This window comes from Pseudomonas sp. IT-P12 (assembly GCF_949767465.1).
In the GTDB taxonomy this organism is placed as follows: Bacteria; Pseudomonadota; Gammaproteobacteria; order Pseudomonadales; family Pseudomonadaceae; genus Aquipseudomonas.
The window spans coordinates 261,522-279,939 of sequence record NZ_CATKPY010000021.1 but is presented as its reverse complement, the minus strand read 5'-3'; the positions used below and the strand labels follow the sequence as shown (position 1 = coordinate 279,939).

Here is an 18,418-nt window from a genome sequence, read left to right as displayed (position 1 = left end):
CTCGCCGCGTCGACAGGGCTCAAAGCCCCCGGCGTTGGAGAGCAAGCCATGGACCGTCTATCCCTTGCCGTTGAACCGGCGCAGTTGGAATGTCCCCCATCGCGCTTTTCCAGTGAGCAACTGGCCCAGGCCCGGGCGCTGGCCGGCCGTTCCGGCGAACGGATGCTCGAAGCCCTCGGGGTGTTGTGCGAACTGGCGCCCATGCCCTTCATCCAGTGCCTCGGCGCGACCCTGCATTACCCGGTGCTCGACACCGACACGCTGTTCAAGGCCACCCCGGTGTTCGACCGGGTCACCCTGGCCCAATGCCTGAAACGTGAATTCATCCTGCTGCGTCACGAGGACGCGGTCATCGGCGTGTTCGCCGACCCCTTCGACACCGCACGCCTGGCCTGGATCGACGACTGTCTGCACGGCGCGCCGTTGTACCTGGTGCATGCCGACGACTTGAAGGCGTATCTGGCGCGTCACGAAGAGAGCTTTCACGCGGTGGAATCGCTCAATGCCCAGGCCGACGCCAATACCGAAGTCGACACCCTGCAAAGCCTGTCGCTGACCAGCATCAGCGAGGACGCCAGCGTCGTGGTCAAGCTGGTCAACTCGACCCTCTACGACGCCTTGAAAATGCACGCCAGCGACATCCACCTGGGCACCACCGGCAGCGGCCTGGTGATCAAGTACCGGATCGACGGCGTGCTCAACAACATCAGCAAGATCCAGGGCAGCGAGTTTGCCGAGCAGGTGATTTCGCGAGTCAAGGTCATGGCCGAGCTGGACATCGGCGAGAAGCGCGTGCCCCAGGACGGGCGCTTCAAGATCGGCATCAGCGGCCGGCAGATCGACTTCCGGGTGTCGATCATGCCGAGCATCTTCGGTGAAGACGCAGTGCTGCGGGTACTCGACAAGCAGGACTTGGCCGACAAGGTCTGCGGCGTGCAATTGCAGGCCCTGGGCTTCGAGGAGGAAACCCTGCGCCAGCTGCGTCGCCTGGCCGCCGAACCCTACGGCATGGTGCTGGTCACCGGCCCCACCGGCAGCGGCAAAACCACCACGCTGTACGCGATGATCACCGAGATCAACCACGGCGTGGACAAGATCATCACCATCGAAGACCCGGTGGAGTACCAGTTGCCGGGGGTGCTGCAAATCCCGGTCAACGAGAAAAAGGGCCTGACCTTCGCCCGGGGCCTGCGTTCGATCCTGCGTCATGACCCGGACAAGATCATGGTCGGGGAAATCCGCGACCCCGACACCGCACAGATTGCCGTGCAATCGGCGCTCACCGGGCACCTGGTGTTCACCACCATCCACGCCAACAACGTATTCGACGTGATCGGCCGTTTCACTCAGATGGAAATCGACCCCTACAGCCTGGTGTCGGCGCTCAATGCGGTGCTGGCCCAGCGCCTGATTCGCCTGGTCTGCACCAGTTGCAGCAGCCCGTACCTCCCCAGCGAAGAAGAGCTGGAGGCTTCCGGCCTGGATGCGCAACAGGCCGCCCGCTACCACTTCGTTCATGGCAAGGGCTGCGGGCATTGTCGCGGCACCGGCTACCGTGGGCGCAGCGCCATTGCCGAGCTGCTGCACCTGGACGATGAGCTGCGGCAAATGATCGTCGAGCGCCAACCGATTGCGAAAATCAAGGCCCACGCCTGCAAGCGTGGCCTGCGCCTGCTGCGCGAATCGGCCCTGGAACTGGTGCAACAGGGCCGGACCACTCTCGAGGAGATCAATCGTGTCACTTTTATCTCGTGAGCGTTATGTCGCCGTCATCGGCGCCAGCGGCGTCGGCCTCGGCCAGCGCCGTGGCAGCGAAACCCTGTGGCTGGGCAGCGTCGGTTTCATCGACGAAGGCTTCCATGCCTGGGCCGTGGCCCTGGACACCCTCGACCACCTGCTGGCCGACCACACCCGTGCCGGTGCCGAGTTGAGCGTGGTGATTTCCGGGCACTTCAGCCGCTTCTGCCTGGTGCCCTGGAGCGAGCAGATCAGCAGCCCCGGCGAATTGCACGGCTTCGCGCAACTGTGCTTCGAAGACCTGTACGGCGTGCCGAGCCAACCCTGGAGCCTGGTGCTCTCGGCGGAGCCGGCGGGCCATGACCGCGTCGCCAGCGCATTGCCCGAGGACCTGCTGACCCGCCTGCGCACCCTGATCCGTGCCCGTGGCCTGCGCCTGCGTTCGGTGCAGCCGTACCTGATGGCGGCGTTCAATCACTTCGACAAGAGCCTGGCAGGCGGCGACTTCCTGTTCGTGGTGGCGGAACCAGTGCGCAGCGTGTTGCTGCTGGCCCGTGAACAACGCTGGACCTCGGTGCGCTCGGTGGGCAGCAGCGACAGTGACGCCGCGCTGAGCGCATTGATCGCCCGCGAATGCCAGTTGCAGGCGTCCACCAGCGAGCGCCCGCTGAACGTCTACCTGCATGCCCCGGCGCGCGTCGACGTGCAGCCCGATCTGCCCGATGTGCACTTGCGCACCCTCGAAGAAGGCCGCACACCCGTACGCGATTGCCTGTACGTCATGTCCCGGGCGGTGGCCTGAGATGCGCGCCCTCAACCTGGATTTTCAGCCCCGTCGACGTTCGGGCCCGCTGGGCTGGAGCCTGCTGGCCATGGGCGGGGGACTGGCGCTGGGCTGCCTGGTGATGTCGCAGCACTTGGGCGAACAGGTCGAGCAACAGCAGGGGCACCTGCAGACCACCCAGCGCGTGCTGACCGGCGATAGCGGTGCCAAAGTCGAACTGACCCCGGCCCAGGTCCGCGAACAGGCGCAAAACCTTGCCGAGATGCGCAAGGTCTCGCAGCAACTGCGCCGGCCCTGGGAAAGCCTGTTCGCCATGCTCGAAGCCATGCCCCGCGACGACATCGCCTTGCTGACCCTGACCCCCGATGCCCGCAAAGGGCAGGTGCGGATCAGCGCCGAGGCGAAGGATCTGGAAGCCATGCTCGATTTCCACCGCAACCTCGAGGCCAGCGACGAGCTGTCCGATGTGTCGCTGCTCAGCCACGAAATCGTGGCCAACGTGCCGGAGCACCCGGTGCAATTCAACCTGTCGGCTACCTGGGAGATTGGCGATGCGAATCCCTAGACTGATCGTCCACGAATACCTGCAGGGCCTGGGCGTTCCCGGCCTGGCGGGGGCGGCGATGCTGGTGTTGGCGCTGGTGTATGGCCTGGCAGGCCTGATGCCGCACTGGCAGTCGCTGCAACAGCTCAGCCAGCAGACCCGAGACGCCCGCGACTACCTGGCCAGGGTCGAGGAGGGCAGCGTCGCCGCCCCCGTGGTACCGCAACGGCAACTCGATGACTTTCGCAGCAAACTGCCGGCGCAACCCCAGGCCACGGTGGCCATCGACAAGATCTACGCCCTCGCGGCGAAGGAACGCATCACCCTGGCACGGGGTGAATACGCCCTGGGCATCGACCCCAAGACCCACCTGGCGCGTTATCAGATCCTGCTGCCGGTGCGCGGCAGCTACCCGCAACTGCGGCGCTTCCTGCATGCCTTGCTCGGCCAGTTGCCAGCGGTGGTGGTGGAAGACGTGGAGTTCCAGCGCAAGAAAATCGCCGACACCGACCTGACCGGGCGCATCCGCCTGACCCTTTACCTGTCGAGGTCATGATGAACACCAAGCGCGTAGCAGGATGGGTGGGCTTCTTCGGCGTCGCGGCGGCGCTGGCCTGGTTACCCGAGTACTGGACGCCGGCCGGAGAGGGCGATGTCTCGCTGGCGGCGGTCGCCCCCCCGGCCAACGCCAAGGCCAAGAGGGCCTTGCCGGCCACGCCCGCAGCGGGCAAACCGGCGGCGATCAGGGACTTGAGCCCGGCGGGCGACCTGTTTGCCGCCCGCAGCTGGAAAGCCGCGCCGACCCTGGCCAGCGTCACCGAGCAACCCGTCAATGTGACCCCGGTGGTGCAGGCCCCCACTGCACCGCCGATGCCGTTCCAGTTCGTTGGCCGGCTGGATGACCGTTCCGACCTGCAGGTGTTTTTGCAGAACGGCGAAAAAATATACGTCGTACGCAAAGGGGATGTGATCGACGAAACCTGGCGGATCGAGGGCATCTCCGACAGGGAGTTGAGCCTGGTCTACCTGCCTATGCATTTGTCCCAGACCTTGTCTGTGGGGAGCGCGCCATGAACCCGATCCGTTTGTCGATGAGCCTTTGCCTCTGCGTTGCGCTGGCCGCGTGCAGTTCCGCGCAAGTGGCCAACAAGGAAGCTGCCGAGTTGATCGAGCAGGGGCAATACGAGGCGGGGCTGGCACGTATCCAGGAAGGGCTGCGGGAAAACCCTCGCGACACCGAACTGCACCTGGCGCTCAATACCGCCCGGACCCGGGCCATCACCGCGCTGCTGACCGAGGGCGATACCGACCGCTCCCGTCGCGATTTCGCGGCCGCCCGGATCAACTACAGCCGCGTGTTGACCATCGAGCCGAACAACCGCCGTGCCCAGGACGCCCTGCGCCAGCTCGAATACCTGCGCAGCATGGATGAAAAACTCGAACTGGCCCGGGGCGACCTGCGTCGCGGTGACCTCTACGGCGCCGACCGCCAGGTCAAGCAGATCCTCGAACTGGACCCGCAAAATGCCGGCGCCCTGGAACTGCAAGGCAGTATCCGCCTGGTACAGAGCCGCAACGTCATCCCCTACCCGCAACTGCGCACCCGCCTGGATCGGCCGGTCACCCTGGAGTTTCGCGACGCCAACCTGAAGACCATTTTTGAAGTGCTGTCCCAGGTCGCCGGCCTGAACTTCATCTTCGACAAGGACCTGCGCCCGGACATGAAGGCGACGATCTTCGTGCGCGACGTGCGCATCGAAGACGCGGTGGATCTGTTGCTGCAACAAAACCAGCTGCACCAGAAGGTGGTGAACGAAAACACCCTGCTGATCTACCCGGATTCGCCGCAGAAGCTCAAGGATTACCAGGAGCTGGTGATGCGCACGTTCTACCTGACCAGCATCGACGCCAACACGGCGTTGAACATGGTCAAGACCATGCTCAAGACCCGCGACGTGTTCGTCGACGAACGCCTCAACACACTGACCATGCGCGACACCGAAGACGCGATCCGCATGGCCGAAAAACTCCTGCAATCGCAAGACCAGTCCAACCCGGAAGTGGTGCTGGAAGTGGAGGTGATGGAAGTCGCCACCCAACGGATTCTCGACCTCGGCCTGCAATGGCCCAATACCTTCGGCGTGATCAACAGTGACGGTTCGCCGGTGACGCTGCTCAACCAGCTCAAGGGCATCGACTCCAGCCGGATTACCATCTCGCCGTCGCCCCAGGCCAAGATCAACGCCCAGGACAACGACATCAATACCCTGGCCAGCCCGACCATTCGCGTCAGCAACCGCGAACAGGCGCGCATCCACATCGGTCAGCGCGTGCCGATCATCAGCGCCACCTCGGTGCCGTCCACCCAGGGTCCGGTGATCACCGAAAGCGTGACCTACCTGGACGTCGGCCTGAAACTGGAAGTGCAGCCGACCGTGCACCTGAACAACGAAGTGGCGATCAAGATCGCCCTCGAAGTCAGTAACGCCACGCCGCTGGAACCGACCCGCCAGGGCACGATTCCGGTTCAGGTCGATACCCGCAACGCCCAGACCACCCTGCGCCTGCATGACGGCGAAACGCAGATCCTGGCGGGGCTGATGCGCAACGACCATGGCGCCACCGGCAACAAGATCCCCGGCCTGGGTGACATCCCGGGGCTGGGCCGGTTGTTCGGCAGCAACAAGGACTCGGTCAGCAAGTCGGAGCTGGTGCTGTCGATCACCCCGCGGGTGGTGCGCAACCTGCCGTACCAGAGCCCGTCCGACATGGAGTTCACCACTGGCACCGAAACCAGCATGCACATCCAGGCGCCGGATCGCAGCCTGCCAATGTCTGTGACCACCGATCGCATCGACCGCCCGGTGGCCGCGACCACCACCCAGGTCTTTATCGAGAAGCCTTGATCATGAACGCCTCGCAACGTGGTTTTACCCTGGTCGAAGTGGTGGTGACGCTGGCGCTGATCGGCCTGCTGGCCAGCATGGCCGCACCGCTGACCGAAACAGTGGTGCGCCGGGGCAAGGAGCAGGAACTGCGCACCGCGCTGTATCAGATCCGCGATGCGATCGACGCCTACAAACGCGCGTTCGACGCCGGTTACATCGAGAAGTCGCTGAACAGCAGCGGCTATCCGCCCAGCCTCAAGGTGCTGGTGGACGGCGTGCGCGACGTGCGCAGCGCCAAGGGCGCCAAGTTCTATTTCCTGCGCCGCGTGCCCCGGGACCCGCTGGTCCCGGTCAAGCGCGACGATGAAGGCGGCTGGGGCCTGCGTGCCTACGACAGTTCGGCGCAGAACCCGCGCGAAGGCGAAGACATCTTCGATGTGTATTCGAAGGCGCGGGGCAAGGGCCTCAACGGCATTGCGTATCGGGAGTGGTGAATCATGCGTCGGCAAAAGGGCTTTACCCTGCTGGAACTGATGGTGGTCATGGCAATCATCGCGACCCTCATGACCATCGCCATGCCCCGTTATTTCGAAAGCCTGGAATCCTCGAAAGAGACCACCCTGCGCCAAAGCCTGGCATCGATGCGCGAAGCCCTGGATCACTATTACGGCGACACCGGGCGTTATCCCGATTCGCTCGAGCAACTGGTGGAGCAGCGTTACCTGCGCAATGCGCCGATGGACCCGATTGCCGAGCGCAAGGACCTCTGGGTGATGGTCGCACCGCCGGACGGCGTACCGGGCGCGGTCGCCGACATCAAGAGCGGAGCCACAGGGAGGGCGCGTGATGGCAGCCTATTTTCCGAGTGGTAGGGAGGCGGGTTTCACCTACCTGGGCGTGCTGTTCCTGATCGTGGTGATGGGCATGGGCCTGGCCAGTGCCGGCCAGTTGTGGGCCACCGCCGCGCGCCGTGACCGCGAGCGCCAGTTGCTCTGGGTCGGTACCCAATACGCCCAGGCCCTGCGCAGCTACTACCGCAGTTCGCCGGGCTTGGCCCAATACCCGAAAACCCTTGAGGACCTGTTGCAGGACGAGCGTTTTCCCAATGCCAAGCATCATTTGCGGCAGTTGTATCCGGACCCGCTGGGCGCGGGGGAATGGGCCTTGATGCGCGGGTTCGACGGGCGCATCACCGGCCTCACCAGCGCCTCCACGGACAAGCCGTTGAAGCAGGCGGACTTCCCCACCCAGTGGTCGGATTTTGCCGGCATGGCGAGCTACAAGGACTGGCAGTTCGTGGCCGAGAAGGCGTTCCTCGACGGCGCGCCGGGTGCCGGCAAGGGACCGTCCAGATCGCCTCAGGGGTTGCAGCCATGAACCGCCGCTGCCTGGCCCTGATCCTGATGCTGGCGTCCGCTGCCGCTGCGGCCGGCGAAGAGGACGAAATGATGGGTTTCATCGTCGATGACACGATTTCGCACATCGGCCACGACTTTTATTACTCGTTCAGTGAACGCCTGCGTGCCACCAGCCCGATGGATTTCAACCTGGTGGTACGTGAACGGCCTTCGGCGCGCTGGGGCGCCCTGGTCACCGTGGAATATCAGCAGCGCCTGGTTTACCGGCGGTTTCTGCCGCCAAACACCGTGGAACTCAAGGACGAGGCGTACGACGCCGCCGACTGGGTACGCGGGCAGATCGTCCAGCGCAAGCTGGAAGCCATGTTGCAGGACACAACGGACCTGGAGAGGGACGAATTATGAAAACAACAAACTTCTCGCAACGTTCAGCGCTTTCGCGGGCCGGCCTGTGCCTGCTCGGGCTTGGCAGTTGCAGCCTGGTGCACGCCACGGAACTGGTCTACACGCCGATCAACCCATCGTTCGGCGGCAACCCGTTGAACGGCACCTGGCTGCTCAACAATGCCCAGGCGCAGAACGACTACGACGATCCCGATCTGAAAAAACGCACGTCGGTGGCCGGCACCTCGGCGCTGGAGCGCTTCACCAGCCAGTTGCAATCACGCTTGCTCGGGCAGTTGCTGGACAACATCTCCGCCGGCAACACGGGGAGCCTGACCACCGACGCTTTTATCGTCAACGTCGTCGACGACTCCGGCCAATTGACCATCGTCGTGACGGACCGGGCGACGGGTGAGATTTCGGAAATCCAGGTGAGTGGCCTGGCCCCTTGAGGGCACTTGGCGTGATGGGGAGTAAAGGACATGAAAAGAATAATCTTGCTGGGGCTGATGTTGGCGGCGTTGCAAGGCTGCAGTCTGCGCGAGCCGATCGGTGCCGAACAGGACACTGAAACGCCGACGCTGACCCCGAGGGCTTCGACTTACTACGACCTGATCAACATGCCGCGTCCCAAGGGCCGGTTGATGGCGGTGGTGTACGGTTTCCGCGACCAGACCGGGCAGTACAAACCGACGCCGGCCAGCTCGTTCTCCACCAGCGTGACCCAGGGGGCGGCGAGCATGTTGATGGACGCGTTGCAGGCCAGCGGCTGGTTCGTGGTGCTGGAACGCGAAGGGCTGCAGAACCTGCTGACCGAGCGCAAGATCATCCGCGCTTCGCAGAAAAAGCCCAACACCCCGGTGAACATCCAGGCTGAACTGCCGCCGCTGCAAGCGGCGAACATGATGCTCGAGGGCGGGATCATTGCCTACGACACCAACGTCAAGAGCGGCGGGGAAGGGGCGCGCTACCTGGGGATCGACATTTCCCGGGAGTATCGCGTGGATCAGGTCACCGTGAACCTGCGGGCGGTGGACGTGCGCAGCGGGCAGGTGCTGGCCAATGTCATGACCAGCAAGACCATCTACTCGGTGGGTCGTAGCGCCGGGGTCTTCAAGTTCATCGAGTTCAAGAAGCTGCTCGAGGCGGAGGTTGGCTATACCACCAACGAACCGGCGCAGTTGTGTGTGTTGTCGGCGATTGAAGCGGCGGTGGGGCATCTGCTGGCCCAGGGCATCGAGCGGCGTCTGTGGCAGGTGGCGGGGGATAACTCGGTGCCGGCGCAGAATGAGACGCTCGATCGTTATTTGAGCCAGAACCGGGTGACCGAGGAGGAGTGAACCGAGGCGGCCTGCGGGCCGACCTGGTTCTCGCTGGTTGTAATCTGAACCCTGTAGGAGCTGGCTTGCCAGCGATGGCGGCCTGACATTCGCCCGGGAATTTGAGAATTTACCCATAACCCTGTGGGAGCGAGCCTGCTCGCGATGGCGGCCTCACAGGTAACCTGATTTCTGCGGTTGTCCGCGATCATTGTAGGAGCTGGCTTGCCAGCGATGGCGGTTTGGCTGTTGACCATGTTCTTGCTGGTGTACATATCCGTTTCTGCGGTAACGGCTGCTTATGGTTTCGCCCTTACGGCGACTCACTTTTTTTCAAACGCCAAAAAAAGTAAGCAAAAAAGGCTCGCCCCAAGCGTCCGGCCCCTCGCTTGGGCTCGGCGTTCCTTCGCTGCGGCATCCCTCCGGGGACATCGCCTCCGGTTTGCTGCGCTGCACCTCCTCTCGATGTGTGCGGCTTCGCCGCACGGCGCTGCGCGCCCACTCCCCGGATGGATGCCTCCACTCAGCCTTCCGAAGGGGCGGGTGGATCAAAAGCAGAAGCAAAAGCAAGATCAAACGCGCTAGGCGAGCTAACGCTCGGCCTTGTGGTTTGGTGGTTTGGTGGGCGCTTACTGTAGGAGCGAGCTTGCTCGCGAAAGCAGCGGATCTGACCATGATCTTTGCGGCTGTACCAATTTCCCGGTGGGAGCTGGCTTGCCAGCGAAGACGTCCTCACCGCCCACGGTTATTGGCAGGTGCACTTATGAGCCTTGTGGGAGCGAGCCTGCTCGCGATGGCGGTGTCGCGGTCAGCCTGATTCCTGCAGATGCGCGCGATTCTTGTGGGAGCTGGCTTGCCAGCGATGGCGGCCTGATAGCCGACCATGTTGTCTTGGGTGTACATATCCATTGCTGCGGTAACGGCTGCTTATGGTTTCGCCCTGACGGTCGAGTCCCTTTTGGCAAACGCCGGAGTGCCGGCCCAGCCCAAAGGAACCAAAAGGTCTCGCCCCGAGCGTCCGGCCCCTCGCTTGGGCTCGGCGTTCCTTCGCTGCGGCATCCCTCCGGGGACATCGCCTCCGGTTTGCTGCGCTGCACCTCCTCTCGATGTGTGCGGCTTCGCCGCACGGCGCTGCGCGCCCACTCCCCGGATGAATGCCTCCACTCAGCCTGCCGAAGGGGCGGGTGGATCAAAAGCAGAAGCAAGATCAAACGCGCAAGGCGAGCTAACGCTCGGCCTTGTGGTTTGGTGGTTTGGTGGGCTCCTACAAAGGGATTTCTTCTTGGTCGGCTACTTCCGTAGGACCCTTCCACCATTACGATGCCTTGCGCCGTTGCCTACAACTACGCCAGAATCCGCCGGCTTGTGTGCCTTGGCTTGGGTCTCTAACGTTTGCGCATCGCTGCCCATTCAGCGATCGGGTTTAGCGACTCGAACACTTACAGGGACACAAGTCCTCCGGCAATGATTGCAAGCGTTTTTCGCCTGTCATTCATTTATGGTGGCTGTGCGTCGGAGACCTTCGGGTCTGCCGGGTTTACCTGTGACCGGTTCGCTAACCTTCGTACAGCCGCCACCTTCACTTGTTTAGCGACGAGTACTGGTGGCTCCGATTGTCACAGGAGCTTTCACCATGCCAAAACCAACGCCCAATCCTCCTGAATCACCCTCACAAAGCGAATCTGCCGACGACCCGGCTTTTGATCCATCGCTGCCGAATACCGCGTCACCCCACACCCCCAGCACAATGTTCTCCATCGCCCCGGACATCGACACCGAAACCCTGCTCGCCAGTGCCTGTGAATCACTCGCTTCAGCCAGCGTCTTGGCCGGTGATCTCTCGGTATTTGTCGACGGTCCGCAACGCCACATGCTGTTGGGTATCCAGCAGATCATCATGCTGGCGGACCTGGCGGTGAATCGGGCGCTGGATAATCTGGAGTTCCAGGCACCGCATTGATCCCCCAAAAAAAACCGCGACCCTCACCAGGGCCGCGGTTTTTTTTGCTCGCGCTTATTGCTGCAACACGGTCGCCCGGTTGTCCATGCCCATCTGTTGAATCGTCGCCATCTGTGTCACGCCACTCTGGTCGACATTGGCAATGTTGCCGGTGCCGCCCTGGTTCACGTAGGTCACGTTCTGGGTGTCGGCCTGTTTGACCGTGATCATGTTGTCGTTGCCGTTCTGGGTGGTGTAGGCCTCGTTGCCGGTGCCGGACTGGGTGAAGTCGGTGGTGTTGCCCATGCCGTTGCTGCTGCCCATGGCCAGGTTGGTGGTGCCGCGCTGGTCGGCGATGAGGAGGTTGTCGCTGCCGTTCTGGTCGAAGTACAGCTCGTTGAAGGCATCCGCCTGGTTGATCGTGGTTTTGTTGCCAGAGCCGCTCTGGTTGGTGGTCAGGATGTGGCCGATGCCGTCCTGGGTGAAGTTGGCGACGTTGGCGGTGCCGTTCTGGTTGATAGTCGCGCGCTGGTTGCTGCCGAACTGGCCACCGGTTTGCGGGCCTTTCCAGTTGCTGGCGTAGACCTTGTTCTGGCTGCCCACCGAGTTGGCGGTGAGGACGTGGCTGTCGCCGCTCTGGTAGGTGAAGTGCACGTTGTTCGTGCCTTCCTGGTACAGCGTCAAGGCCGAGCCGACGGAGTTGAACTGGTCGGCATAGATGGCGTTGAGGTCGCCGACCTGCAGGACCTGGGCCACGTTGTTTTCGCCGAAGCTCTGGTCGACGATGGTTTCGTTGCTGGTGCCCATCTGGTCGACTTTGGCCTGGCTGTTGCGTTGGTCGTCCTGCCAGATTTCAGTGCCGTTGAGCACGCCGAGCTGGTTGATGGTGGCGCTGCTGTCGCTGCCGAAGCTCTGGTCGGAATAGGCGTAGTTGCTTTCGCCCGTCTGGTTGATGGTGATCTGTCCGTTGGTTTGGCCCGACTGTTCGGCGGTGCCGTAGTTGGCGATGCCGACCTGGTTGACCGTCGCGGAGTTGGCCAGGCCCAGGCCGACCTGTTCGATGTTGGCCTCGTTGCTGTCGCCGACCTGGAAGGTGCGCGCGGAGGTGGCTTCCTGTTCTTCCTGATAGACGAAGGAGAAGTTGCCGCTGCCTTGCTGTTGTTGCAGCGCTTCGTTGCCGCCGACGCCGATGGACTGGCTGGCGTGGCTGGTGTTGAAGGCGCCGACCTGTTGCTGGGTGATGCTGCTGTTGTCTTCGAACAACTGTTCGCCGTACCCGGCGTTGTAGTCACCGACCTGGTGCTGGTCGATGGTGCTGGTGGCGGTGTCTTGCACGGCGGCCGCGTCGTTGCCCTGGCCGAGTTGCTGCTGGGTGGCGGTACTGAAGGGCGCCGCTGTCTGCTTCACATCGGCGACGTTGGCGGTGCCGGTCTGGTCCTGCAGGGAAACGCTGTCGTCGGCCATGGCCTGGGCACTGACCATGACCAGGATGGCGGCGGTGAGGGGCGTCAGTTTGAACATGATGAAACCTCCAAGGGGTGCAGTGCTTCAACGGTATTGTTTGACCGAAACGCTCATGCCGTTTCCCGACTGGTTCACGGCGCTGGAAAGCCCCGTGCCGGCCTGGTCGATGCTGGCGTCGTTGTTGTTGCCGTTCTGGGAAATCTGCGCGCGGTTCTGGCTGCCGGCCTGGGTGATCGAGGCCGAGTTGCCGTAGCCTTGCTGGGTGATCATCGCCATCAGGTCGCTGCCTTGTTGCAGGATGTAGGCTTCCTGGTTGCTGCCCGACTGGACGATGGTGCCGAGCAACGACTGGCCGTTCTGTTGCAGCAACGCCACGTTGGCCTGGCCGTTCTGGTCGATCAGCGCCTGTTGGCCGACCGGCAGGGGCAAGTCGCCGAGGTCGGCGCCGGGGCCCAGGTCGTCGTTGTCCATCAAATCGTCGGCGCGCACGCCCGCGCTGCTGCAGAGCAGAAGCAGGCAGAGCAGGGCGGTGGTCGACGTTTTCATGGTCTTGTCCTTTGTGGCGAGGGCGACCCCATCAACCGGGTGGTCGATGGGGCGCGGCTCAGTTGGCGATCACTTGCACCGTGCGCACGGTGCCTTGGGACGAGGTGATGGTCGCCGTCGGGTTGGCCGATGGAATCACCGTGGTCGTGTTGTTCACCGTCAGCCGCCAGCGTCCGGTCACCGGTACAGTGGTCGTCCCCAGTGTCTGCAGCCCGGTCGGGGTGGTGACCTGAACGGTGATGGTGTTGCCGGTGGTCACCGACGAGGTGCCCGTGAAGTCCCAGGTGAAGCGGTTGTTGGAACGCGCGGTCACGGTGGCGGCGGTCACGGCGAAGTTTTCTGCCGGTGGCCTTGGCGAGACCTGCACGGTGACCGTCGCCGGTGCTGTCGACACGGCGCCGAAGCTGTCCCGCACGAAGTAGGTGAAGGTCGTGGTGAACGCCGTGGTGACGGTGGCCGGTGGGTTGTAGGTCAGCACCGTGCCGTTGCTGGTCACGCTGCCTCGCCCGGCAGGGGGCTGACTGAAGCTGGCCACCGCGAGCGGCAGGTTGCCTTCCGGATCGGTGTCGTTGGTCAGCACGCTGATCGGCACCGACACACCCAAGGTCGCGATGCTGTCAGCCACCGCCGTCGGCGCCTGGTTGGGTGCCACGGTGATGGTCACGGTTGCCGCCGTCGTCGAGGCCAGCCCTTTGATGTCCTGCGCCTTGTAGGTGAAGGTGGTGGTCAGCGGCGAGTTGACGACCGCCGGTGGGGTGTAGACCACCGCAGTGGTGCCGCTCAGTGCGACGGTGCCCTGGCCTGCCGCCGGTTGGGTCAGCGCAGTAATGGCCAGCGGCGTGTTGCCGTCGGGATCGCTGTCGTTGGTCAGCAGGTTGAGGGTGATCGGCACGCCGAAGCTGGTGCTGCCACTGTCGGCCACCGACAACGGTGCCTGGTTCTCACCGCTGTCCGGTGCGGTGCCGACCACCACCACGGGCTCGGTATCGCTGCCACCCGCCGAAGACTTGATCGTCACGCTGGCCGGTGGCTGGGTCAGGTCAGCGACGGTCAGGCGCTGCAGGGTGCCGGACTTCGACAGCCGTCCGTAGCCCTGGGCGACCATGTCCGGCACCGACACTTCATCGGACGAAATGGCTTCGATCAGCAGGCTGTGGTTGCTCCAGTTGTAGCGAGCGGTCTGCACTTTCACCACGTCGCTGATTTTGCTCGACACGGCGGTCGGCCGGTGCGCGCCACTCGGATCGGTGCCGGTGACGACCACCACAGGTGGCACCGTCGAGCCCGTCAGGCGATGGCCGAAGAACTGGCCGGTGTTGTCGCCCGTCATGGTGACCAGGCAAGGCGACTGTGGTGGTCCGGGAACCAGCGCCACGCTTTCGCGGAAACACAGGGTCGAGGCATTGTTGGATTTGCCGAAGATCTCCACCCGGGTACTGCTGGTGCCCGGACCTGTGGAGGTACGGCGGTAGGTAGCGCGACCGATTTCCACCGGGGTCTGGGCGCGGTTGTCGAGCACTTTGCCAGACACGGTGAACAGGTTGGTCTGGATGGTCCCGGCCGGGCCCTGGACGCGCAGGAAGTTGTTGTTGAACGGGCTGCCGGTGACGGCTTCGGTCAGGTTCGGGTCGCCGACGAAGGTCTCGATGGCGCCGGTGTCCGGGTTCACTTCGGTGTAGGGACCGTTGACGCTGCGCAGGAAAGGTCCGACTTCGCCATTGAGCGCGCCGGCGAAGTTGCCCGGTGCGCCGATGCCGATGTCGCGGGTGATGTTGATCGCCCGCCGACCCGGTGCGGTGACGTTGATCGTCTCCTGGCCGTAGGGGTGGGTGATGACGTAAGTGCCGGCCACGGGAATGTTCACCCGGATGCGAATCCGCGCGAAGCTGGCCTGGTCGCCGTCAACCGGGTTCTCTGCGGCGAAGGCCGCTTCGATCCCCGCCACGTAGGCATCCACGCCATAACCGCCGACATCGTTGATGCTGGTCTCGGCCAGGAACCAGAAGGCTTCCGGTGGCCAGTTATCCGGGAACACCATCGGCTGGGTGTCGTCGTACACACCGGGCTCCGGGTTGAGGATACACATGTAGGCCGGCGCGCCAGGGGCACCGGGTGCCCGGGTGCTGGTAGCTCGCGATTGGCACAGCTCCAGTGACAGCAGGTTGTTGTCCTGATACCACATGGGGAATTTCCCCGTGGCAAAGGTGTAGGGTCCGGGGTCGACGGCAGCCAGTTGCGCGAACGCACTGCCCGACAGCGAAAGAGTCAGCCCGAGCGCGTTGAGCGCGAAGCGTGGCCACTTGTTCATGATGCCTCCTGATGCGGATCTGGGCATGAGAGCGTTCATTGCACGATGACCACTTCTTCGGTGTCGGAGCCGCCATTGGATGACGTCACGCGAACCTTGGCCGGTGGAATCGGCGAGATGCCGGTCGACAGGGATTTCTCTGCGCCGTTGCCACTCAGCGAGCCGATGGCGGCACCGGTGCCCGAAGTGGCGGTCAGCACCGGTGGCGAAGTTTCATCGCTGGTGGTCGCGACGATGGTGAGCAGGCCCGAGTTCAGGCTGTACTGGGCCTGCGAGATCACCACCAGGTCGGTCAGCGGCAGGCTCCGTGAGGTCGGCGTACTGGTGGGGATGGCCAGGTGGTTGTCCGCGGTCACCACCAGGTTGGCGGGCAGTGTCGGGTTGGTGGAGGATTGCGCGTACCAGTGGCCGGTGGTATCGGCCTCGGTCAGGTTCAGCACCGGGCTGTTGCTGTCCAGTTTCACCGTGGCCGGTGGCGGCGGCGCCATCACGAACACATCCTGCTGGGCCACGGGCGCACTGGCGCCGGCCTTGCGCGAATAGGTGCTGCGCTCGGCAATCAGCGGGGTGGGCCGGGCGACGGTCGACAACTTGCCGGAAATCGCCATGACCGTGGTGCGCAGATCCAGGCCGTTGGGCCCTTCGATGCGGATGTAGTTGGTGTTGAACGGGCTACCGGTGAAGGCTTCTTCCAGGTTCGGATCGCCTACGAATTGCTCGGCGGCACCGGTGGCCGGGTTGGTTTCGGTGTAGGGGCCATTCAGGCTGCGCAGGAACGGTCCGATGTCACTCTTGAGCGCGCCGTCGTAGGTTTTCGGCGAGCCGATGCCGATGTCGCGGGTCATGTTGATCGCGCGGCGTCCACCGGCCGGCACGTCGAAGATGTCGACGCCGTAGGGGTGGGTGATGGTGTAGATCCCGGCGGTGGGCACGTCGACGCGAATGCGGATGCGCCCGAAACTGACCTGATCACCTTCCACGGGATCCTCGGCGGCGAAGGCGGCTTCGACGGCGCTGACGTAGGTCAGGTCGATGCCACGGGCGGCATCGACAATGGAACCGTCACCGGTAAACCAGAACGCTTCATCAGGAAAGTTGCCCGGGAAAACGATCGGCTGGGTGTCGTCGAAAATACCGGGATTGGGATTCAGCAGGCACATGTAGCTGGGGGCGCCGGGTGCACCGACGACCCTGGAACTGACAGCTTTTGTCAGGCAGAGGTCAAGGGTGCGACCGTGGGAATCCTGATACCAGGCGGCGAAATTGCCGTTGGCGGGTGCATAGGGTCCTGGGTCTACGGCAAACAGCGCAGCCTGGGCGGCGCCTTGAGCGAGTGCGCTCACGATCAGGGCGATCGTGGTTTTGGACAGTAAAGGGTGCATGAGTTTTCCCTCTATCAAGACCTGCCCCTTGGGGTTGGGTCAGTTGAGGGGGCTTCGGCAACTTCCATACCAAGAACCCGAAATGACCGGGAGAGCCCCGGTGTTGCGGTGTTTTTGTCGCGGGGGGCGTCAGTGGCTGTGGCGAGGCGATCGGGCGACTTTCCCCAGGTTTGGGGGTGGATGGGGACACGGGGCCGGGCAAATACGTGGCCATGGGCTATAACGAAAGAGGGGAGTCGTCGGGAAGCACACCCATGAACATGCCAACACAAACCCTCCAGAGTGAGGAGGGCGATGTCCTTCTGCGCTCGCGCAAACAGCCATTCAACCTGCTGCGCTGGTTTTCGCTGATCAGCATGGCGGTGATCGGTACGGTGGCGATTGCGCTGGGTGCCGTGTCCACACGCTTCGTGATTACCGAGAGCGTGCAGCGTGACGCATTACTGACCTCACAGTTCATCCAGGCGATTGCCTCGGCCGAAGTGCGTCACGTCTCGATCCCCAATGTGCGGACCATGGGCGACTTGCTCGACCCGCGCCAGGACCGCAACTTTCCCGACGTCGACCCGCTCGCCCGCGCCGACGCCCGGGGCGAATTCCTCGACCATATCGCCCACTTGCCCGATGTGATCCTGGCCAACATCTACGCCCCCGACCGCATGGTGATCTGGTCGACCAACCCGGCGCTGATGGGCACCACCATCGAAGCTGACGAAGACCTGGACCGTGCCTTCGAATTCAAGACCCCGGTCTCGGCCAGTTATCACGACGTTGACGAAGCGCGGATGGAACAGAAGTTCGTCACGCCACCGCAGTACATCTTCATCGAGAACTACATTCCGCTGTTCGACGCCGAAGGCAAGAACGTCACGGCCATGGTCGAGATCTACAAGGAGCCCAAGGACCTGATCGAACGCATGGAACGCGGCCTGGTGCTGATCTGGCTGGCCACGGCCCTGGGCGGCGGGCTGATCTACCTGGGGTTGTACTGGATCGTGCGGCGGGCGGCGATTCTGCTGGCGGCGCAGCAAAGGCAACTGATCACCAATGAAACCTTTGTCGCCCTGGGCGAGATGTCGTCGGCCGTCGCCCACAGCCTGCGCAACCCGCTGGCGACCATTCGCTCCAGCGCCGAGCTGGCCCTGGAGTTCGACAGTGGTCCGGCCCACAAGAACATCAAGGACATCATCGGCCAGGTCGATCGCATGTCGAAGTGGGTGCGCGAATTGCTGCAATCCTTGCGCCCGCTGCATGACGAACCGGAATCGGTGAACCTGGTGGCGGCCTTGCACGACAGCCTGACGGCGTTCGAGCAGCAGATCGCCAAGGCCGGGGTCAACGTGGTGTTCGCCCCCCAGGAAACGCCCATGGTCCTCAGCCAGCCCATTCAGCTGGCGCAGATTCTCAACAGCCTGATCGCCAATGCGCTGGAAGCCATGGACAGGGCCGGCACGTTGACCATCACGCTCGAGCCGGTCGATCCCCGGGGCGTCGATGTGCTGCTGCGCGACACCGGCAAAGGCATGAACGAGGAACAACGCAACATGGCGTTCCGCCCGTTCTTCACCACCAAGCAGGGCGGGTTGGGCGTCGGCCTGGTGCTGGTCAAGCGCATCATGGAGCGTTGCGGCGGTGCGGTGAATCTGGACAGCCGGGAAGGCGAGGGCACCTGCGTGCGCCTGACGTTCAAGCGCTTCCCCTGAAAACGGGGATGCCATTTCCCCGTTAGCGGGTGCCATTCCCCACCCCCTTTTTTCACTCATGG

Annotated in this window: 18 protein-coding genes; 14 read left to right on the top strand and 4 right to left on the bottom strand. The window is 63.5% G+C overall.

Going from position 1 to position 18,418, the window contains the following annotated elements; translation table 11 throughout:
- The first annotated feature begins 48 nt into the window (after window positions 1-48).
- The 13 genes from ACM6IM_RS10290 to ACM6IM_RS10230 all read left to right on the top strand — a co-directional run bounded on the left by ACM6IM_RS10290 (window position 49) and on the right by ACM6IM_RS10230 (window position 10,974).
- Window positions 49-1,755: a GspE/PulE family protein gene (locus tag ACM6IM_RS10290; protein WP_414865059.1), complete on the top strand. Its 1,707-nt coding sequence runs from the start codon at window positions 49-51 to the stop codon at window positions 1,753-1,755.
- Window positions 1,736-2,539, top strand: coding sequence for a hypothetical protein (locus ACM6IM_RS10285; RefSeq protein WP_414865058.1), 804 nt, complete (start codon window positions 1,736-1,738; stop codon window positions 2,537-2,539). The genes ACM6IM_RS10290 and ACM6IM_RS10285 overlap by 20 nt, the downstream gene beginning before the upstream one ends.
- A gap of 1 nt (window position 2,540) precedes the next feature.
- The gene (locus tag ACM6IM_RS10280) at window positions 2,541-3,086 is read left to right on the top strand and encodes a PilN domain-containing protein (protein WP_414865057.1); all 546 of its coding nucleotides are present in this window, start codon (window positions 2,541-2,543) and stop codon (window positions 3,084-3,086) included.
- A complete protein-coding gene (locus ACM6IM_RS10275) occupies window positions 3,073-3,621 on the top strand; it encodes a pilus assembly protein PilO (protein ID WP_414865056.1) in 549 nt (182 codons plus the stop codon). Before ACM6IM_RS10280 ends, ACM6IM_RS10275 begins: the two co-directional genes overlap by 14 nt.
- Window positions 3,621-4,139, top strand: a complete 519-nt coding sequence (locus ACM6IM_RS10270) for a hypothetical protein (RefSeq protein ID WP_414865055.1) — start codon at window positions 3,621-3,623, stop codon at window positions 4,137-4,139. Before ACM6IM_RS10275 ends, ACM6IM_RS10270 begins: the two co-directional genes overlap by 1 nt.
- On the top strand, window positions 4,136-5,971 hold the full coding sequence (locus ACM6IM_RS10265) for a secretin N-terminal domain-containing protein (RefSeq protein ID WP_192301606.1): 1,836 nt from the start codon (window positions 4,136-4,138) through the stop codon (window positions 5,969-5,971). The genes ACM6IM_RS10270 and ACM6IM_RS10265 overlap by 4 nt, the downstream gene beginning before the upstream one ends.
- Before the next feature lie 2 nt (window positions 5,972-5,973).
- Complete coding sequence (locus tag ACM6IM_RS10260) at window positions 5,974-6,447, top strand: type II secretion system protein (protein ID WP_192301605.1); 474 nt, start codon at window positions 5,974-5,976, stop codon at window positions 6,445-6,447.
- 3 nt (window positions 6,448-6,450) lie between these two features.
- Window positions 6,451-6,825 carry a type II secretion system protein gene (locus tag ACM6IM_RS10255; RefSeq protein WP_192301604.1) on the top strand — a complete coding sequence of 125 codons (375 nt, stop codon included), beginning with the start codon at window positions 6,451-6,453 and terminating at the stop codon, window positions 6,823-6,825.
- Entirely contained in the window at window positions 6,800-7,330 is a 531-nt protein-coding gene (locus tag ACM6IM_RS10250; protein WP_414865054.1) for a type II secretion system protein, read from the top strand. The genes ACM6IM_RS10255 and ACM6IM_RS10250 overlap by 26 nt, the downstream gene beginning before the upstream one ends.
- A complete protein-coding gene (gene csgE, locus ACM6IM_RS10245) occupies window positions 7,327-7,716 on the top strand; it encodes a curli production assembly/transport protein CsgE (RefSeq protein ID WP_192301602.1) in 390 nt (129 codons plus the stop codon). Before ACM6IM_RS10250 ends, csgE begins: the two co-directional genes overlap by 4 nt.
- Window positions 7,713-8,147, top strand: a complete 435-nt coding sequence (locus ACM6IM_RS10240) for a curli assembly protein CsgF (protein WP_192301601.1) — start codon at window positions 7,713-7,715, stop codon at window positions 8,145-8,147. The genes csgE and ACM6IM_RS10240 overlap by 4 nt, the downstream gene beginning before the upstream one ends.
- A 30-nt stretch (window positions 8,148-8,177) precedes the next feature.
- A complete protein-coding gene (locus ACM6IM_RS10235) occupies window positions 8,178-9,035 on the top strand; it encodes a CsgG/HfaB family protein (RefSeq protein WP_201189081.1) in 858 nt (285 codons plus the stop codon).
- Between the two features lie 1,612 nt (window positions 9,036-10,647).
- Entirely contained in the window at window positions 10,648-10,974 is a 327-nt protein-coding gene (locus ACM6IM_RS10230; protein ID WP_414865053.1) for a DUF6124 family protein, read from the top strand.
- Window positions 10,975-11,028: 54 nt separating this feature from the next.
- Here ACM6IM_RS10230 and ACM6IM_RS10225 read toward each other — a convergent pair whose 3' ends face one another.
- From ACM6IM_RS10225 to ACM6IM_RS10210, 4 genes are read right to left on the bottom strand one after another with little or no spacing between them, the layout of a single operon-like run.
- On the bottom strand, window positions 11,029-12,474 hold the full coding sequence (locus tag ACM6IM_RS10225; RefSeq protein ID WP_414865052.1) for a curlin: 1,446 nt from the start codon (window positions 12,472-12,474) through the stop codon (window positions 11,029-11,031).
- Window positions 12,475-12,501: 27 nt separating this feature from the next.
- Complete coding sequence (locus ACM6IM_RS10220) at window positions 12,502-12,963, bottom strand: curlin (protein WP_414865051.1); 462 nt, start codon at window positions 12,961-12,963, stop codon at window positions 12,502-12,504.
- A 58-nt stretch (window positions 12,964-13,021) separates the two neighbouring features.
- Window positions 13,022-15,271, bottom strand: coding sequence for an Ig-like domain-containing protein (locus tag ACM6IM_RS10215; protein ID WP_414865050.1), 2,250 nt, complete (start codon window positions 15,269-15,271; stop codon window positions 13,022-13,024).
- Between the two features lie 35 nt (window positions 15,272-15,306).
- Window positions 15,307-16,653, bottom strand: coding sequence for a hypothetical protein (locus ACM6IM_RS10210; RefSeq protein WP_414865049.1), 1,347 nt, complete (start codon window positions 16,651-16,653; stop codon window positions 15,307-15,309).
- Window positions 16,654-16,907: 254 nt separating this feature from the next.
- On the opposite strand from ACM6IM_RS10210, the gene ACM6IM_RS10205 reads away from it, so the two are divergent.
- Complete coding sequence (locus tag ACM6IM_RS10205; RefSeq protein WP_414865048.1) at window positions 16,908-18,356, top strand: sensor histidine kinase; 1,449 nt, start codon at window positions 16,908-16,910, stop codon at window positions 18,354-18,356.
- The last annotated feature ends 62 nt before the right edge of the window (window positions 18,357-18,418 follow it).

What these genes read in the sequence shown, in the direction of transcription:
- csgE (WP_192301602.1), top strand. Translation starts at nt 7,327, where the DNA reads ATGAACCGCCGCTGCCTGGCCCTGATCCTGATGCTGGCGTCCGCTGCC.
- ACM6IM_RS10280 (WP_414865057.1), top strand. Translation starts at nt 2,541, where the DNA reads ATGCGCGCCCTCAACCTGGATTTTCAGCCCCGTCGACGTTCGGGCCCG.
- ACM6IM_RS10220 (WP_414865051.1), bottom strand. Translation starts at nt 12,963, where the DNA reads ATGAAAACGTCGACCACCGCCCTGCTCTGCCTGCTTCTGCTCTGCAGC.
- ACM6IM_RS10210 (WP_414865049.1), bottom strand. Translation starts at nt 16,653, where the DNA reads ATGCACCCTTTACTGTCCAAAACCACGATCGCCCTGATCGTGAGCGCA.
- ACM6IM_RS10265 (WP_192301606.1), top strand. Translation starts at nt 4,136, where the DNA reads ATGAACCCGATCCGTTTGTCGATGAGCCTTTGCCTCTGCGTTGCGCTG.
- ACM6IM_RS10235 (WP_201189081.1), top strand. Translation starts at nt 8,178, where the DNA reads ATGAAAAGAATAATCTTGCTGGGGCTGATGTTGGCGGCGTTGCAAGGC.
- ACM6IM_RS10215 (WP_414865050.1), bottom strand. Translation starts at nt 15,271, where the DNA reads ATGAACAAGTGGCCACGCTTCGCGCTCAACGCGCTCGGGCTGACTCTT.
- ACM6IM_RS10240 (WP_192301601.1), top strand. Translation starts at nt 7,713, where the DNA reads ATGAAAACAACAAACTTCTCGCAACGTTCAGCGCTTTCGCGGGCCGGC.
- ACM6IM_RS10230 (WP_414865053.1), top strand. Translation starts at nt 10,648, where the DNA reads ATGCCAAAACCAACGCCCAATCCTCCTGAATCACCCTCACAAAGCGAA.
- ACM6IM_RS10255 (WP_192301604.1), top strand. Translation starts at nt 6,451, where the DNA reads ATGCGTCGGCAAAAGGGCTTTACCCTGCTGGAACTGATGGTGGTCATG.
- ACM6IM_RS10290 (WP_414865059.1), top strand. Translation starts at nt 49, where the DNA reads ATGGACCGTCTATCCCTTGCCGTTGAACCGGCGCAGTTGGAATGTCCC.
- ACM6IM_RS10260 (WP_192301605.1), top strand. Translation starts at nt 5,974, where the DNA reads ATGAACGCCTCGCAACGTGGTTTTACCCTGGTCGAAGTGGTGGTGACG.
- ACM6IM_RS10205 (WP_414865048.1), top strand. Translation starts at nt 16,908, where the DNA reads ATGAACATGCCAACACAAACCCTCCAGAGTGAGGAGGGCGATGTCCTT.
- ACM6IM_RS10250 (WP_414865054.1), top strand. Translation starts at nt 6,800, where the DNA reads ATGGCAGCCTATTTTCCGAGTGGTAGGGAGGCGGGTTTCACCTACCTG.
- ACM6IM_RS10270 (WP_414865055.1), top strand. Translation starts at nt 3,621, where the DNA reads ATGAACACCAAGCGCGTAGCAGGATGGGTGGGCTTCTTCGGCGTCGCG.
- ACM6IM_RS10275 (WP_414865056.1), top strand. Translation starts at nt 3,073, where the DNA reads ATGCGAATCCCTAGACTGATCGTCCACGAATACCTGCAGGGCCTGGGC.
- ACM6IM_RS10225 (WP_414865052.1), bottom strand. Translation starts at nt 12,474, where the DNA reads ATGTTCAAACTGACGCCCCTCACCGCCGCCATCCTGGTCATGGTCAGT.